Below are 14,231 nucleotides of genomic sequence, written 5' to 3'. Positions count from 1 at the left end.
ATAACAGGCCGCCCAAGGTCCCCCAACATGCCGAGTAAGGAAACCGTACGACGACAGCGTGCCCTCGGCGGAGCCGTTGGCGTCGTCGTGCTGGGAATGGCGCTGGTCTATCACTTCTTTCCGCGCGTATTTCACGTCGAGCCGTCGGCTACGGCCTCGCACCGGGCGATGAATCTTGGGCCGGCGACCTCGGCGGCGCCGGCGCAGGCGATACGCGTACCGGTCGTGCCGGAGATCGATGCCGGGCCGCCACTCACGCTCGCTCCCACTGCGGTCATCGTTTCCCGTCTGGGCAACAAAAATGCAAACCTGCCGGAACAGCTCAGTGCTGACACGCCGGAGGTGGAGGCGCTGATCACCCGGGCCGATAAGGCATTGCGCGCCGGGCAGCTTGCCGGGGGCGAGAACAGCGCCGCATCGCTTTATCAGCAAGCGCTCAAAGAAAAACCCGATAGCCGCCGTGCCGCCCAGGGGTTGTACGAAGTGCGTCAGCGTCTGGTGGCGGAGATCAATCAGGATCTGGCCGTGGGCGATGCCGATGCCGTTGGCGATCTCATCGAGACACTTAAAACGCTTCCTGATTCGAGCGACGACGTGGCACAGCTGCAGGGCAAGCTGAAGACGCTGGCGCAGGCGCGTCCGTTGCTGGCCAAGGCGGCGACGTTGCTGCAGCAGGGTAACGTCGATCAGCCCGCCGGCAACAACGCGCTGGAGCTCTATCGTCAGGTGTTGCAGCTGGATCCGGGTAACGCCGTGGCGGAGCAGGGCATTCTGCAAGTGCAGCGTGCCGTGCTTGATCGCGCGCTGGCGGCGGTGGCGCAGAACGACTTCAAGGGCGCGGATCAGGCGCTGGCCGAAGCGAGCCAGGTGTCGCCAGATTCGACGGCGTTGCGCGACGTGCGTGGTCGTGTCGATGGCATGCGTCAGTCGCGCGCCAATGCTTTGTTGACCCAGGCTCGCTCGGCGCTCGATGCAGGCAATCTGGCGTTGGCGCAGCAACTGGCCGATCAGGCTAAAGCCATCAGCCCCGACCTCGCTGGATTGGCCGACTTTGGTGAGCGGTTGACCAACGCGCGGTTGTACGCCAGCTACAAACCCGGACAGGTATTCAATGACCGCTTCGTCGACATGCCCGGGCAGACACCCTCGATGGTGGTGATTCCCACCGGGTCGTTCCAGATGGGGGCGCCCGATGGCGAGGCCGGTCGGCAAGATGCAGAAACCCCGCAACACGAGGTCAGTGTCGCCAAGGGGTTCGCGCTCTCCCGTACCTCCATCACAGTCGGGCAGTTCCGCGATTTTGTTCGGGCGAGCGGTTATCAGCCAGATTCGGTCAAATTGGGTGGCGCAAGCGTTTACGACGAGAGTACGGGCGCCATGCGCGACGACGCCGATGCGGGCTGGCAGACCGACTACGTCGGCCATTCCGCGGATAGCCGGTTGCCCGTGGTCAATGTGTCCTGGGACGACGCGAAGGCCTATGTGGAGTGGCTCAGCCAGCGCACGGGCAAAACCTATCGATTGCCCAGCGAGGCCGAGTTCGAATATGCCCTGCGTGGCGGCACCACCACACGTTATTGGTGGGGAGAGGGCGCGCCGACGTCCAAGGTGGAGAACCTGACGGGCAGTGGCGATCGCTCGCCCAGCGGCCGGCGCTGGAGTAACGCATTCGCCGGTTACCGTGACGGCTACTGGGGGCCGGCGCCGGTTATGAACTTCGCGCCCAATCCGTACGGTCTGTACGACATCGACGGCAACGTCTCCGAATGGGTACAGGACTGCTGGCACGACAGCTACCTCCGTGCGCCCCGCGATGGCAGCGCCTGGGTCAATCCAGGTTGCGGGGTGCGGGTGGTTCGGGGCGGCTCATGGGGCAGTTCGCCGGATCAGGTGCGTTCGGCTTATCGCCAGGGGGCTGATGCAAGCGTGCGCAGCGGCCGTGTTGGCTTCCGTGTTTTGCGAGAACTTTGATCGGGTTGTGTCCGGTTTGACGCGCTCGTCGCAACGCCGCCGCGACCCCGGCGGCAGCGTGCCCGGCACCGCTTGTGCTGCCCCCCGCACGAACCGTAAAATGACCCTCTTTCGTGTAAGGGAATCATCGACTTAGGGCGGAGTGTCCGGAAGCTGGCGGGGCGGGGTGCGAGGGTATTCATACCCATCTTTTTCCTTGGTAATCCGGTGCTTGCGGTAAATTCCTCAGAGTTGTTCTGATGCGAAAGTGGCGGAATTGGTAGACGCACTGGATTTAGGTTCCAGCGGGTAACCCCGTGAGGGTTCGAGTCCCTCCTTTCGCACCATCCCTTTGTTTTTTATGCAGGCGGCCAGTGGCTGCCAAGCGCCATTTCAGGCGCTCATATCGGTACTCCAGGAGACGTCATGCAGGTTTCGGTTGAAAACGTCGGCAAGCTCGAGCGCAAGCTCACGGTGAAGTTTCCCGCGGAGCGCTTCGAGTCGCAGGTAAGCGCGCGCATCGCCGAAATGGGTCGCACTGTGCGTCTCAAGGGCTTCCGTCCGGGCAAGGTGCCGACCGCGGTGATCCAGCAGCGCTTTGGTGACCAGGTGCGCGGCGAAGTGCTTTCCGACCTCATCGGGAGCACGCTGCGCGAAGCCGTCAACCAGGAAAACCTGCGTCCGATCGCCAACCCGTCGATCGACACCACGGGCCGCCCGGAGAACGGTGAGATCGCTTACACCGCCACCTTCGAAGTGATGCCGGAATTCCCGGAAGTCGACGTCGCCAAGCTCGAAGTTTCGCGTCCGGTCGCAGAAGTGTCCGACGCCGACATCGAGAAGATGATCGAAACCCTGCGCGCCCAGCGCCGCAGCTTCGACCCGGTTGAGCGCGCCTCGGTTGAAGGCGACTTCGTGATGTTCGAGTACTCGGCGCAGGCGGGCGACTACCGTTTCCCGGCCGAAAACCTCGAGCGCGCCGGCAGCGTGCTGGGCTCGGGCAACCTGTTCAAGGCATTGGATGACGTTCTCACCGGCCGCAAGGCCGATGAAGAGTTCGACGCCGACGTCGAATTCCCGGCAGATTTCCGCAACGAAAACCTCGCCGGCAAGATGGCCAAGTGCCACTTCAAGATCGTGAAGGTGCAGGAGCCGAAGCTGCCGGAAGTGGACGCCGAGTTCGCCAAGCTGTTCGGCATTGCCGATGGCGACCTGGAGCATTTCCGCAAGGAAGTGCGCGCAAACCTCGAGCGCGAGCTCAAGGCCACGCTGATGGCTCGCCTCAAGTCCGAAGTGGCTGAGAAGCTGGCCAATGCCTACCCCGATCTGGACGTGCCGAACGTGATGGTGCAGTCCGAAGCGCACGCCCTCGCCCAGGGCAGCGTGCCGCGCGGCCAGCAGGTGCCGCCGCAGCTGGTCGAGGCTGCCGCGCCGATCGCACGCAAGCGCGTCATTGCCGGTCTGCTGATGGGTGAGATCGCCCGCAAGCAGTCGCTGGCCGTTGATCGCACCCGCGTGGCCGAGCAGCTGGCTGCCATCGCCTCGACCTACGAGGAGCCGGAGAAGGTTGTTGAACTTTACAACCGCGACCCCCAACTGATGTCTGGGCTGCAGAACCGCGTGATGGAAGACCAGGTCGCAGAGTGGGTGGCAGATCACGCTGCAACCACCGTGCAGAATCTGGGCTTCGACGAGGTGATGCGCCCGGTCAGCGCCTGAGGCATCCTTCAGGCCAATCAACCGGAGAGCGACACGCATGGCTATGGACCCGATCCAGAACCTCAACCTGGTACCGATCGTCGTTGAGCAGACCGCTCGCGGCGAACGCTCGTACGACATCTACTCGCGCCTTCTGAAGGAGCGCGTGATCTTCCTCGTGGGCGAGGTGAACGATCAGGTGGCCAACTTGCTGGTCGCGCAGATGCTGTTCCTTGAATCGGAAAACCCGGACAAGGACATCCATCTGTACATCAACAGCCCGGGTGGTGCGGTCACCGCCGGGCTGGCGATCTACGACACCATGCAGTTCATCAAGCCGGACGTCAGCACCATGTGCATCGGCCAGGCCTGCAGCGCCGCGTCGCTGCTGCTGATGGCTGGCGCCAAGGGCAAGCGCTACTCGCTGCCCAACTCGCGCGTGATGATCCACCAGCCGTCCGGCGGCGCCCGCGGCCAGGCCACGGACATTGAGATTCAGGCTCAGGAAATCCTGTACTTGCGTCGCCGCCTGAACGATATCTACGTTCAGCATACCGGCCAGCCCCTCGACAAGATCGAGCGGGACATGGAGCGCGATCGCTTCATGAGCGCCGAGGCAGCCAAGGAATACGGCCTGATCGACCAGGTTCTGGACCGCCGCGCCATCGAAACGGTGAAATCGGCCTGATTTCAGGCACCTGGTACCAGGTTTGCAAGCGGTTCCGCGTCTCGGTGCAGACGCGGAACCCTGTGCTATTCTCAAACCGCAATCGATTTTTCAGCAGGATCCAGGCATGAGCGACGACCGTCAGGGCCGTTCCAACGACAGCGGCAAGATTCTCTACTGCTCCTTCTGTGGCAAGAGCCAGCATGAAGTGCGCAAGCTGATCGCGGGTCCGTCCGTGTTCATCTGCGACGAGTGCGTAGAGCTTTGCAACGACATCATCCGCGAGGAGCTGGAGGAGAAGGCCGCCTCCGGGCGCAGCCAGCTGCCCAAGCCCCGCGAAATCATGGAAACGCTCGACCAGTACGTGGTCGGCCAGACCCGTGCCAAAAAGGCGCTGGCGGTAGCGGTGTACAACCACTACAAGCGCATGGAATCGCGCCAGAAGAGCGATGACGTCGAGCTGGGCAAGTCCAATATTCTCCTGATCGGTCCCACCGGTTCGGGCAAGACGCTGCTGGCCGAGACGCTGGCGCGCCTGCTCAACGTGCCGTTCACCATCGCTGACGCCACCACGCTTACCGAAGCGGGCTATGTCGGCGAGGACGTGGAAAATATCATCCAGAAGCTGCTGCAGAAGTGCGACTACGACGTCGACAAGGCGCAGTCTGGCATCGTCTATATCGACGAAATCGACAAGATCTCGCGCAAGAGCGAGAACCCGTCGATTACCCGCGACGTGTCCGGCGAAGGCGTGCAGCAGGCGCTGCTGAAGCTGATCGAGGGCACGCTGGCTTCGGTGCCGCCGCAGGGTGGCCGCAAGCATCCGCAGCAGGAATTCCTGCAGGTCGACACCAAGAACATCCTGTTCATTTGTGGTGGCGCGTTCGCGGGTCTGGAAAAGGTGATCCAACAGCGTTCCGATACCGTGGGCATCGGCTTCTCGGCCGAAGTGCGCAGCAAGGAGCGCAAGGAAAACCTGGGCAAACTACTGTCCGAAGTCGAGCCGTCGGATCTGGTTCGCTATGGTCTGATCCCTGAGTTCGTCGGTCGTCTCCCGGTGGTCGCCACTCTCGACGAACTGGACGAGCCGGCGCTGGTGAAGATCCTGACCGAGCCGAAGAACGCCGTCACCAAGCAGTTCAAGAAGCTGTTTGAGATGGAAGGCGTGGAGCTGGAGTTCCGTCCGGAAGCCCTGCAGGCGATTGCCCGCAAGGCACTCAAGCGCAAGACGGGTGCTCGTGGCCTGCGCACCATTCTTGAGCAGGTGCTGCTGGACACGATGTACGAGCTGCCTTCGCTGGAGCACGTCAGCAAGGTCGTCGTCGATGATGCTGTGATCGAAGGTCAGGCAGAGCCTTATCTCATCTATCGCGGCAACCTCAAGCAGCCGCGCGCGGCGGGTGAGGGCGGCGACGCCGCCTGATCCAACGACACATCGCATTAACTTTTGTGATGGCCCTGGCAGCGTATTGCCGGGGCCATCGCGTTTATGCGGTTTGCCATGCACTTGAGTGCATGACTGTCTGCCACCACTTGACGTACAGAAGGTCCCGGCGCAGTGTCGGGGCAAAAGACGCTATTCATCCCTGAGAGATTCTCTTCGATGGCAAAGAACGCCCCAAATCCCCTCGCCACCGGAGCCGCGCTCGACGCACTGCCAGTGCTGCCGCTGCGCGACGTGGTGGTTTATCCCCACATGGTCATCCCATTGTTTGTGGGTCGTGACAAGTCCATGCGTGCGCTGGAGCGCGCCATGGAGGGCGAGCGCCAGATCCTGTTGGTGGCGCAAAAGAGCCCGGATATCGACGATCCCAAGATCGGCGACCTGCACGAGATCGGCACGCTCGCCAGCGTGCTGCAATTGCTGAAGCTGCCCGATGGCACCGTAAAGGTGCTGGTCGAAGGTCAGTCGCGTGTCGCGATTGAGCATTACGACGAGGAAGGCGGCATGCTCACCGCCACCTCGCGCGTGATCGAGCCGGTGTACAGCAACAAGGAGCGCGAGCTCGATGTGGTGTCGCGCACGCTGATTTCGCTGTTCGAGCAGTTGGTAAAGCAGAGCCGCAAGCTGCCACCGGAAGTGCTCGCTACGTTGTCGGGCATTGATGACCCGTCGCGCGTTGCCGACTCGATTGCGGCGCACCTGTCCGTGCGCATGGGTGACAAGCAGAAGGTGCTGGAGACTGCTGACGTGGGGCAGCGCCTTGAGCTGCTGATCGGGCTGGTCGATGGCGAGATGGATCTGCAGCAGGTGGAAAAGCGCATCCGCGGCCGTGTGAAGTCGCAGATGGAAAAGAGCCAGCGCGAGTACTACCTCAACGAACAAATGAAGGCCATCCAGAAGGAACTCGGCGAGAGCGAGGAAGGCCCGAACGAAGTCGAAGAGCTGCAGAAGAAGATCGACAACGCTGGCATGCCCAAGGCGGTGCTGGCCAAGGCGCGCGCCGAGTTCGGCAAGCTGCGTCAGATGTCGCCGATGTCGGCCGAAGCCACGGTGGTTCGCAACTATCTGGATTGGCTGGTCGGCGTGCCGTGGAAGAAGAAGAGCAAGGTCCGCAAGGATCTGCAGCTCGCACAAGACGTGCTCGATGCCGACCACTTTGGTCTGGAAAAGGTCAAAGAGCGCATCCTCGAATATCTCGCCGTGCAGCAGCGCGTGAACACCATGCGCGGCCCGATCCTGTGCCTGGTGGGTCCTCCGGGCGTGGGCAAGACCTCGCTTGGACAGTCGATTGCCAAGGCAACGAACCGCAAGTTTGTCCGCATGAGCCTGGGTGGCGTGCGTGACGAGGCTGAGATTCGTGGCCATCGCCGCACCTATATCGGCTCGATGCCGGGTCGCATCGTGCAGAACTTGAACAAGGTGGGTACCAAGAACCCGCTGTTTGTGCTGGACGAAATCGACAAGATGTCGATGGACTTCCGCGGTGACCCGTCGTCGGCGCTGCTGGAAGTGCTCGATCCGGAGCAGAACCATGCATTCAACGACCATTACCTGGAGGTCGATCTCGACCTGTCCGAGGTGATGTGGATTGCCACCGCCAACTCTCTGAACATCCCCGGTCCTCTGTTGGATCGCATGGAGGTCATTCGTATCCCGGGTTATACCGAGGATGAGAAGCTGGGGATCGCGCAGAAGTACCTGCTTTCCAAGCAGCTTAAGGCCAATGGCCTTAAGCCGGAGGAGCTGAGTGTTGACGAAGAGGCCATCCGGGACATCGTGCGCTACTACACGCGCGAATCCGGCGTGCGTAACCTCGAGCGCGAAATTTCCAAGATCTGCCGCAAGGTGGTGAAGGAGCTGACGCTGTCGCAGGTGGGTAAGAAGAAGGTCGAAGCCAAGAAGTCTTCGGCGGCCGTAAAGACGGCTAAATCGAAGAAAGCGGTCAAGGTGACGTCGGAGAACCTGGAGCATTACCTGGGTGTCCGTCGCTTTGACTTTGGCCGCAAGGAGCTCCAGAACGAAGTCGGTCTGGTGACCGGCCTGGCCTGGACCCAGGTCGGTGGCGACTTGCTCAGCATCGAAGCCTCGGTGGTTCCAGGCAAGGGGCGCCTGGTGAATACCGGGCAGCTCGGCGACGTCATGAAGGAATCGATCCAGGCGGCGTTGTCCGTGGTACGTGCGCGTGCCGATCGCCTTGGCATCGATCCGGAGTTCCACCAGAAGTTCGACATCCACATCCACGTGCCGGAGGGTGCGACGCCGAAGGATGGCCCCAGCGCGGGTATCGCCATGTGCACGGCACTGGTGTCGGCGCTTACCAAGGTGCCGGTGCGCTCCGAGGTGGCCATGACGGGCGAGATCACCCTGCGTGGCCGCGTGTTGCCGATCGGTGGGCTCAAGGAGAAATTGTTGGCGGCCCACCGCGGCGGCATCACCACCATCATCATTCCGGACGAGAACAAGAAGGACCTGGCAGACATTCCGGAGAACATCACGGCGTCGCTGGATATTCATCCGGTACGCTGGATCGATGAGGTGCTCGACATCGCGCTGGAGCGCCCGTTGCAGCCGCTGCAGGTCACTGAAGGCGATAGCAAGCCCAAGGTCGAGGCGCCGCGGGAAGACAGTCAGGATGAGTCGCAGGAGTCGTACGCGCGGCCTCATTGACCTGTGATAGGAGTCACCGAAAACGGGCGGGTATCCGCCCGTTTTTCATAGCCAGGTCACATGCATGGAACAGTGCGCGCTTAGCGTTTCAGCAGGCACTTTGCAAGCGTTTGCGAAGCATGCTGAATCGCGGGAACCCTTGGTATTGCTTGTCATTGCGGACCCTGGGGGGCACTGGTATAAAGGCGGCACCGCAGCCTGACGCCAAGCACGATGCGCAGTGATGCGGGGTTGCTTGGCGATGCCCGGTGCGCTGTCACAGGAGGCGTCGCCTGGTCCCAGAATGACCACGCGGGCTGCATAACCGTTTAAGGGAGTGTCTCAATGAATAAAACCGATCTGATCAATGCCATTGCCGAAAAGGCCGAACTCACCAAGGCTGACGCCGGCCGTGCTCTCGAGGCTTTCTTCGAGACCGTGCAGAAGGCGCTGAAGAAGGGTGAGGACGTGTCGGTGGTCGGCTTTGGCACCTTCACCGTGCGCAAGCGCGCTGCTCGTACGGGCCGCAACCCGCGCACCAATGAGACGATCAAGATCAAGGCCTCGAAGGTTCCGGCGTTCAAGGCTGGTAAGACCCTCAAGGATGCCCTAAACTAAGCGGCTACTTGCTTAGTTTCGGGTGCTTAGCTCAGCGGTAGAGCGTCGCCCTTACAAGGCGAGGGTCGTAGGTTCGATCCCTACAGCACCCACCAGAAACATGCGGAGCGGTAGTTCAGTCGGTTAGAATGCTGGCCTGTCACGCCGGAGGTCGCGGGTTCGAGTCCCGTCCGCTCCGCCACAGTTCGCAAGGGCGCCCGTGTGGCGCCCTTGCCTTTTAAGCGCCGCGCACTTGGTGCGCTGAACAACGAGAGCCGGGAACATCTCCATGCTGCAGGCACTGCGTAACAAGCTTCACGGATGGCCTTCCATTGTCGTTCTGGGCATTTGCGTTTTCGCGATCTCGTTTTTTGGCATCGAGTCCTATTTCAGCTCACGCACCGACACGTATGTGGCGATGGTGGGCAAGCATGAAATTTCCCAGCGGGATTTCCAGGGCCGCATGAATGAAGCCCGCCGCGACGCACAGGCGCGCATGGGCGATCAGTTCAATGCGGCCCAATTCGAGCTGCCGGAAACCAAGCGGCTGATCCTCGATCAGCTGATCAACGAGCAGCTGCTTCGCCAGGCGAACGATAAGCTTGGCCTGAAGGTGTCCAGCGTCGAGCTGCGCGACCGCATCGCCAATCAGCAGGCTTTCCAGGTCAACGGGCAGTTTGATCCGGCGACGTATCGCGCCATCCTGGCCGCACAGAACATGACGCCTGCCATGTTCGAAAACAGCCAGCGCGCATCGCTGGAGCCGGGTCTGATGCCGCGTGCCATCATCGCTGGCACCATCATCACCGATGCGGACATGGATCGTTACCTCGGCCTGCTTTATCAGCGCCGCGACTTGCGCTGGTTTGCGGTACCGCGCCCGGCGCTGACCGATACCGACGTGTCGGACGCGCAACTTGAGGCGTATTACAAGGAACACCAGACCGACTTCATGAACCCCGAGCAGGTGTCGTTGAAGTACATCGAGGTCAATGGCGCCGATCTGAAGATCGACGCGCAGCCCAGCGAAGACGAACTGAAGAAGCGCTACGAGGACCAGAAGCAGCGCTTCGTACAGCCGGAGCAGCGCTTGGTGTCGCACATCTTGGTTAACGTTCCCAAGAACGCGACGCCGGACCAGCAGAAGGCCGCGCTAGCCAAGGCTGAGAAGATCGCTGGTGAAGCCAACGCAGAGAATTTCGGCAAGCTCGCCGAACAGGATTCGGACGATCTGGGTTCGAAGCGCTCCGGCGGCGATCTGGGCTGGCTGGAAAAGGGCGTGACCAACCCGGCGTTCGATTCGGCGTTGTTCTCGCTGCAGAAGGGCCAGATTTCCAAGCCGGTGCTGTCCGATGAGGGTTATCACGTGCTGTTCCTGCGCGATGTGCGCAGTGGCGACGCCAAGCCGTTTGCCGAAGTGCGTGATCAGATCGCCAAGGACTACCTCTCCACTGAGCGTGACCGTCAGTACAGTGAGTTGGCTGGCAAGTTGACCGATCAGACCTACCAGAGCCCCTCGTCGCTGGAACCGGCGTCGCAGGCACTGAACCTGCCTATCAAGACCACCGGGCTGTTCTCGCGTAAAGGTGGTGAGGGCCTCACCGCCGATCCGAAGCTGGTCCAGGCTGCGTTCTCGGATGACGTGCTGTCCCAGGGCAATAATTCCGGCCTGATCGATCTGGGCTCGAACCATGCCGTGGTCGTGCGCGTAGACAAGCACATTCCGGCGGCAGCACGTCCGCTGGCCGATGTCCGCGACCAGGTGCGCCAGAAGATCCTCAGCGAACGTACCGCCACCGAAGCGCAGAAGCGCGCCGACGCCTTGCTGGCTCGCTTGCAGAAGGGCGAGGAGATCCAGGCGGTTGCCGCATCCACAGGTGCCAACATGCAGGCTGTGCCGGAGGCCCTCCGTATGCAGCCGTCGCTTCCGCCAGAGGTGTTGAAGCAGGCGTTCCTGCTGCCGCATCCGGCAGAAGGCAAGCCGCAGTTTGCCCGTGTCGAGACGGCGGACGGCAACTATGCGCTGGTCGCTGTCGATAAGGTGCAGGACGGTGATCTGAGCAAGGTCTCCTTCGAGCAGCGGAATACTCTGCGTGATCAGATGTCCCAGGCCTACGGCATCCTCGCTACGCAGGAATTCATTGATGCGCTGAAGGCGAAGACCGAGATCAAGATCGCGGCGGATCGTATGTAAGCCCGATTTTGCGATAGAACATAAAAAGGGCGGCCGAATGGCCGCCCTTTTTGTTGGGGCGACAAAAGGAGATCAGATGCCGGTCATACCAAGGATGTTGTAGCCGGCATCCACATGGGTGATTTCACCGGTGATGCCGGACGCCAGATCCGAACACAAAAAGGCACCAACGTTGCCCACTTCATCAATGGTGACGCTCCGGCGTAGTGGCGCATAAGCGTCGACATGGTCGAGCATCTTGCGGAAGTTGGCGATGCCGGCTGCGGCCAGTGTCTTGATCGGGCCGGCCGAAATCGCATTCACCCTCGTGCCTTCCGGGCCCAGGTTGAGCGCGAGGTATCGCACATTGGCTTCCAGGCTGGCCTTGGCCAGACCCATCACGTTGTAGCTGTCCATGGCGCGTTCGGCGCCCAGGTAACTCAACGTGAGAATGGCGCCGCCGCGGCCTTTCATTTGTGGGCGCGCCGCTTTGGCCAGCGCCGCCAGGCTATAGCTGGAAATGTCGTGCGCTACGGAAAAGCTCTCGCGAGTCAGGTGATCGAGAAACTCTCCCTGCAGTGATTCGCGCGGCGCGAAGCCCACCGAGTGCACCAGGATGTCGAAGCCATCCCAATGCTTGCCGAGGTCCACGAATAGCTGATGGATCTGATCATCGCTGGCCACGTCACATGGCAGCACGATGTTGGAGCCGAACGCGTTGGCGGCCTCGTCGACGCGATCCTTGAGGCGATCGTTCTGGTAGGTGAAGGCCATCTGGGCGCCTTCACGATGCATCGCGTTGGCGATCCCCCAGGCGATCGAGCGCTGGCTGGCAATGCCTACGATCAGCGCACGTTTACCGTGCAGGAATCCCATGAGCCCTCCCGGAGAACCCGTTGGCGTCGTACCAGGAGTTTATCAGTGGATGCTGCGGGCCAGTGTCAGCCCGGCGTGACCTTCAGTACCTGGCCGGGTTTCACGCTGGGGCCCTGCAGGTGGTTCCACTGCTCGAGTTGCTTGATATCGACCGAATAAAGTCGAGCGATCGACCATAGGCTTTCGCCTGACTTCACGGTGTGGGTCTTGCCGGAGCCAGCGTGGCGTTTGGTCGAGGCTTTCGGCGTGTCGTCATCGCTGGTCGCGCCGCTGAGTGCTGCGCCAAGCGGCGGCAGAGAGGCGGTACCGGGCACGCTCTGCGCCTCACCGCTAGCGGAGGCCAGCAGGGAGTTGCGGAACTGCTGAGCGCGGCCGCTGGGAAGCAGCAGATAAGGGGATGCGTCGGAATCGACGACGCCGTTGCGGAACGCCGCGTTGAGATCTTTGAATTCGTCAGTGGACATGCCCGCGTTGCTGGCGGCATGGGCCATCGGCATGGAATTGTCGATGCTGACCTTTACCAGGCGCTGCTCGGAGGACAAGGAGGGCAGGCTGACATTGAAGCGACCTGGATCGCGGATCACGCAGGCGATCGCCAATAGTTTGACCAGGTGTTCGCGTGTGACCGGCTTGACCGGCATCTTTGGAATCACCGGTTCGGCGGGTGGCGTGCCGTGTTGGCTCACCATCCGCTTAACCCCGAATTCGCCGGCGTTAAAGGCGTAATCCACCAGTCGCCAGTCGTCGAGATCATCGTGATACCGGCTGAGCAGCGCCATGATGGCATCGGTCGCCGCGGGGACGTCCATACGTCCATCGAAGTTCCGGTTGACGCGAATGCCCATCGCATCAGCGGTAGACGGCATGATCTGCCACATACCGGCGGGCATGCCTTTGCCGCCAGCAACCGGGCGGTACTGGCTTTCTACCCAGGGCAGCAGTGCAAACTCGCCAGCCACATGGTGCTTGGCCGCGACCTGTTGCACATAGGCCAGGCGTGGCGCGGCCGCAGCAATCTGGCTTTCGAAGCGGTCTGGATTTTGCGTGTAGCGACGAGCCCACATGGTGATGCCAGGGTCGGCATCGCAATCGGCCATGGCGAAGCTGCCACGCAGGTCTTCCCAAATATTGCCGTTATTGCTGTCTGCAATGACCGGCACGGTAACGGAGTGACGAAGGTCGCGCACCGGCTCTGGCTTGGGGGCCTGGACGGAAGGTGATTGCAACTTTTGAGTGGGGCCGGTTGCGCAGGCGGCAAGGAAGACCGTCAGGGCAAGGGGCAGGGGGCGAAGGCACCGGGTATTCATGTCCTGAATACGTCCTTGTTGGCCCGCAGCGCCGCGAAGCGCGCCACACGGTCTTCGCCTGCACCGTGGTGGCGGCCCCATTCGATCACGGCGTCGCTGTCGGTGCGCAGGAACGGATTGGTAGCCCGTTCGGTAGCAAGCGTCACTGGCAGGCTCGGTTTGTTGTGTGCGCGTAGCGCCGCCACTTCCTGTTGTCTTACCGCCAAGGCGCGATTGGCGGGCTCGATCGTTTGCGCAAAGCGCCCATTGGCGGTGGTGTATTCGTGCGCACAGCACACCAGCGTGTTGCCTGGCAACGACGCGAGGCGATCGAGTGACGCGAGCATCTGCGCGGGCGTGCCTTCAAACAGCCGGCCGCAGCCCATGCTGAAGAGCGTATCGCCACAGAGCAGGATGCCTTCGCCCGCATAAGCGATATGGGTTGTGGTGTGACCGGGTACGGCCAAGACTTCGAAACGCACGCGTGGTTGCTCCATTTGCACGATGTCGCCATCGTCCACACGCTGCGTCGCCTTCGCGATGCGTTCGTCGCGAGGAGCGATGACCGGCACGTGATGCCGCGCCAGTAGCGCATCCACGCCACCGATATGATCGTGGTGATGATGGGTCAACAGGATCGCGCGGAGCTGCAAATTCCGCTGATGCAGTGCTGCTTCTACCGGGTCGGCGTCGCCCGGATCGACCACGATGGCCTGGCCATCGTCGTCGTGCAGCAGCCAGATGTAGTTGTCGGCAAGCGCCGGTAACGGTACGACGTGCAAGGAGATCACCCTCCGCGATATTCGTATCGACTGACGCAGGCATCCTTGGCTTGCGCGAAGGGAGGGACTATAGAGCGCCCCGCCGGCGCACTCGTTAGTGAGACGTTAATCA

10 protein-coding genes and 3 tRNA genes are annotated in these 14,231 nt (G+C 61.7%); 10 read left to right on the top strand and 3 right to left on the bottom strand.

What is annotated here, in order from left to right:
- Window positions 1–27: 27 nt before the first annotated feature.
- The 10 genes from OQE56_RS04155 (at window position 28) to OQE56_RS04110 (ending at window position 11,196) form a co-directional block, all read left to right on the top strand.
- Window positions 28–1,971: an SUMF1/EgtB/PvdO family nonheme iron enzyme gene (locus tag OQE56_RS04155; RefSeq protein ID WP_267221794.1), complete on the top strand. Its 1,944-nt coding sequence runs from the start codon at window positions 28–30 to the stop codon at window positions 1,969–1,971.
- Between the two features lie 241 nt (window positions 1,972–2,212).
- Window positions 2,213–2,297: transfer RNA gene (locus tag OQE56_RS04150), tRNA-Leu, on the top strand.
- A 79-nt stretch (window positions 2,298–2,376) separates the two neighbouring features.
- Window positions 2,377–3,669, top strand: coding sequence for a trigger factor (tig, locus tag OQE56_RS04145; RefSeq protein WP_267221791.1), 1,293 nt, complete (start codon window positions 2,377–2,379; stop codon window positions 3,667–3,669).
- 37 nt (window positions 3,670–3,706) lie between these two features.
- Entirely contained in the window at window positions 3,707–4,336 is a 630-nt protein-coding gene (gene clpP, locus OQE56_RS04140; RefSeq protein ID WP_267221790.1) for an ATP-dependent Clp endopeptidase proteolytic subunit ClpP, read from the top strand.
- A gap of 106 nt (window positions 4,337–4,442) precedes the next feature.
- The gene (gene clpX, locus OQE56_RS04135; protein WP_267221789.1) at window positions 4,443–5,738 is read left to right on the top strand and encodes an ATP-dependent Clp protease ATP-binding subunit ClpX; all 1,296 of its coding nucleotides are present in this window, start codon (window positions 4,443–4,445) and stop codon (window positions 5,736–5,738) included.
- A gap of 180 nt (window positions 5,739–5,918) precedes the next feature.
- On the top strand, window positions 5,919–8,426 hold the full coding sequence (gene lon, locus OQE56_RS04130) for an endopeptidase La (protein WP_267221788.1): 2,508 nt from the start codon (window positions 5,919–5,921) through the stop codon (window positions 8,424–8,426).
- A 324-nt stretch (window positions 8,427–8,750) separates the two neighbouring features.
- Window positions 8,751–9,023, top strand: a complete 273-nt coding sequence (locus tag OQE56_RS04125; RefSeq protein WP_102302650.1) for an HU family DNA-binding protein — start codon at window positions 8,751–8,753, stop codon at window positions 9,021–9,023.
- A 20-nt stretch (window positions 9,024–9,043) separates the two neighbouring features.
- A tRNA-Val gene (locus tag OQE56_RS04120) sits at window positions 9,044–9,118 on the top strand.
- Between the two features lie 9 nt (window positions 9,119–9,127).
- Window positions 9,128–9,204 (top strand) — tRNA-Asp (locus tag OQE56_RS04115).
- Window positions 9,205–9,291: 87 nt separating this feature from the next.
- Window positions 9,292–11,196: a SurA N-terminal domain-containing protein gene (locus OQE56_RS04110; RefSeq protein WP_267221785.1), complete on the top strand. Its 1,905-nt coding sequence runs from the start codon at window positions 9,292–9,294 to the stop codon at window positions 11,194–11,196.
- A gap of 72 nt (window positions 11,197–11,268) precedes the next feature.
- On the opposite strand, the gene OQE56_RS04105 is transcribed toward OQE56_RS04110, so the two are convergent.
- The 3 genes from OQE56_RS04105 to gloB form a co-directional block, all read right to left on the bottom strand.
- Entirely contained in the window at window positions 11,269–12,051 is a 783-nt protein-coding gene (locus OQE56_RS04105) for an enoyl-ACP reductase FabI (RefSeq protein ID WP_267221784.1), read from the bottom strand.
- A 65-nt stretch (window positions 12,052–12,116) separates the two neighbouring features.
- Entirely contained in the window at window positions 12,117–13,238 is a 1,122-nt protein-coding gene (locus OQE56_RS04100; protein ID WP_323748553.1) for a LysM peptidoglycan-binding domain-containing protein, read from the bottom strand.
- 116 nt (window positions 13,239–13,354) lie between these two features.
- Window positions 13,355–14,119, bottom strand: coding sequence for a hydroxyacylglutathione hydrolase (gene gloB / locus OQE56_RS04095; protein ID WP_267221782.1), 765 nt, complete (start codon window positions 14,117–14,119; stop codon window positions 13,355–13,357).
- Window positions 14,120–14,231: the final 112 nt, after the last annotated feature.

It is taken from the genome of Dyella silvae (assembly GCF_026421305.1).
Taxonomy (GTDB): domain Bacteria; phylum Pseudomonadota; class Gammaproteobacteria; order Xanthomonadales; family Rhodanobacteraceae; genus Dyella; species Dyella silvae.
Note: the sequence above shows the minus strand (reverse complement) of the source record. Positions and strands in the feature narration are given on the sequence as shown.

What these genes read in the sequence shown, in the direction of transcription:
- OQE56_RS04155 (WP_267221794.1), top strand. Translation starts at nt 28, where the DNA reads ATGCCGAGTAAGGAAACCGTACGACGACAGCGTGCCCTCGGCGGAGCC.
- tig (WP_267221791.1), top strand. Translation starts at nt 2,377, where the DNA reads ATGCAGGTTTCGGTTGAAAACGTCGGCAAGCTCGAGCGCAAGCTCACG.
- clpP (WP_267221790.1), top strand. Translation starts at nt 3,707, where the DNA reads ATGGCTATGGACCCGATCCAGAACCTCAACCTGGTACCGATCGTCGTT.
- clpX (WP_267221789.1), top strand. Translation starts at nt 4,443, where the DNA reads ATGAGCGACGACCGTCAGGGCCGTTCCAACGACAGCGGCAAGATTCTC.
- lon (WP_267221788.1), top strand. Translation starts at nt 5,919, where the DNA reads ATGGCAAAGAACGCCCCAAATCCCCTCGCCACCGGAGCCGCGCTCGAC.
- OQE56_RS04125 (WP_102302650.1), top strand. Translation starts at nt 8,751, where the DNA reads ATGAATAAAACCGATCTGATCAATGCCATTGCCGAAAAGGCCGAACTC.
- OQE56_RS04110 (WP_267221785.1), top strand. Translation starts at nt 9,292, where the DNA reads ATGCTGCAGGCACTGCGTAACAAGCTTCACGGATGGCCTTCCATTGTC.
- OQE56_RS04105 (WP_267221784.1), bottom strand. Translation starts at nt 12,051, where the DNA reads ATGGGATTCCTGCACGGTAAACGTGCGCTGATCGTAGGCATTGCCAGC.